Source organism: Schnuerera sp. (assembly GCF_035459645.1).
Classification (GTDB): Bacteria; Bacillota; Clostridia; order Tissierellales; family Tepidimicrobiaceae; genus Schnuerera.
In genome coordinates this window covers 1-1,583 of the sequence record NZ_DATHXO010000545.1, presented here as the reverse complement: position 1 = coordinate 1,583, position 1,583 = coordinate 1, and the positions used below count along the sequence as shown (strand labels likewise).

The 1,583-nt window shown below is 29.6% G+C and carries 2 protein-coding genes; one reads left to right on the top strand and one right to left on the bottom strand.

The genetic code is table 11. The annotated features are described in order from the left end of the window. On the top strand, positions 1-637 hold a 637-nt coding region (locus tag VK998_RS12770), incomplete at its 5' end, for an FUSC family protein (RefSeq protein WP_414713613.1). 60 nt (positions 638-697) lie between these two features. On the opposite strand, the gene VK998_RS12765 is transcribed toward VK998_RS12770, so the two are convergent. Then, positions 698-1,583 (bottom strand): M3 family oligoendopeptidase (locus VK998_RS12765; protein WP_325229012.1); only part of this gene is annotated, 886 nt, incomplete at its 5' end.

Below are 1,583 nucleotides of genomic sequence, written 5' to 3'. Positions count from 1 at the left end.
AATAATTATTATATATGCCTGTAATATTTTTGACTGGAAAAAATCGGTACAGATTTCTCTTATAGTTTTTCTATCTATTATTTTGAATTACGAAGAAGGAAGTAGATTGGATTATGCACTAAATAGAACCCTTGATACATTGATTGGATTAGTAATAGGCACTTTAATAAATTATTTTATTGTACCTCCCAAGTCAGAGGATAAAATAAAAGAATCTATTCATAATGTTTATTTGGAATTTAAAGATATGGTAAAATCCATAATGTGGGAAAGGGAAAATCCTTCCTTAGAAGATTTAAAAAAATACTTAAGTGATGTAGAAAAAAATTATAATACCCTTAAAAAGGATGTTAAACTAAATCTATATAAAACGGAAAATAATCAACATGACTATGACTGGATGTTTAATACTTTAGAAAATATATATAATCATTTGACTATCCTTTTTACCATAGAAAAAGTTCCTTTATTAACTGAAACAAACAAAAGTAATTTAGAAAATTTTTTTGATAAAAAAATACCTCTTTCATCTGGAAATAACTTAGATGAAATGGATTTAATTTATAATTTCCATTTGGAAAAATTATTAAACGGATTGAATACAATTGAAGATACACTATCGAATATCGATTATTAAGAATAAATTAAAACATTACTCTTTCCCTTTACTATACTAATAAAGGGAAAGAGTTTTTATTTAAAACTTACTATCATCTACAGAATCTAACCATTTCTTTATTGGTCCAACCACTTCTTTAATTGTACCATCGATAAATGGATTTTTTAGTCCAGCTAATTCTACTAGCTTTAAGAAAGGCTTGCTACCTCCTGCTTTGCATAATTTAATATAATTTTCCCAAGCCTTTTCCCTATTTTCATTCATCTTTATCCAAAATTGGAAAGCACAAACTTGGGCTAAAGTATAATCTATATAATAGAAAGGGTTTCCAAATATATGTCCTTGCCTAAACCAGTATCCTCCCCTATTCAATAGATCATTGTCCTCATAATCTCTAAAGGGCAGATATTTTTTCTCTATTTCCCTCCATTTAGCCTTTCTCTCTTCAGGAGTAATTTCTGGATTTTCATAGACAAAATGTTGATACTCGTCAACTGTGACTCCATAAGGGATAAAGCTAACAGCTCCACTTAAATGGCTGTATTTATATTTATCTACTTCTTCTTCAAAGAACAGTTCCATCCAAGGCCAAGTTATAAACTCCATACTCATTGAATGAATTTCACAAGCTTCCAATGTAGGAAAATTGTATTCCGGCACTTGATAGTCCCTACTTAAATAAGATTGAAATGCATGGCCTGCCTCATGGGTTAACACATCTACGTCACCGCTAGTACCATTGAAATTAGAAAATATAAATGGAGATTTATAATCAGGAATAAAAGTACAGTATCCTCCACTCATCTTGCCTTTTTTACTAACTAGATCTAATAATTCCCTTTCTACCATAAAAGTAAAGAATTCATCTGTTTCTTTTGACAGCTCTTTATACATTTTCTTTCCATTTTCCAATATCCACTCTGGTTCTCCCTTTGGTGTAGCATTGCCAGTTAAATATTCTAAA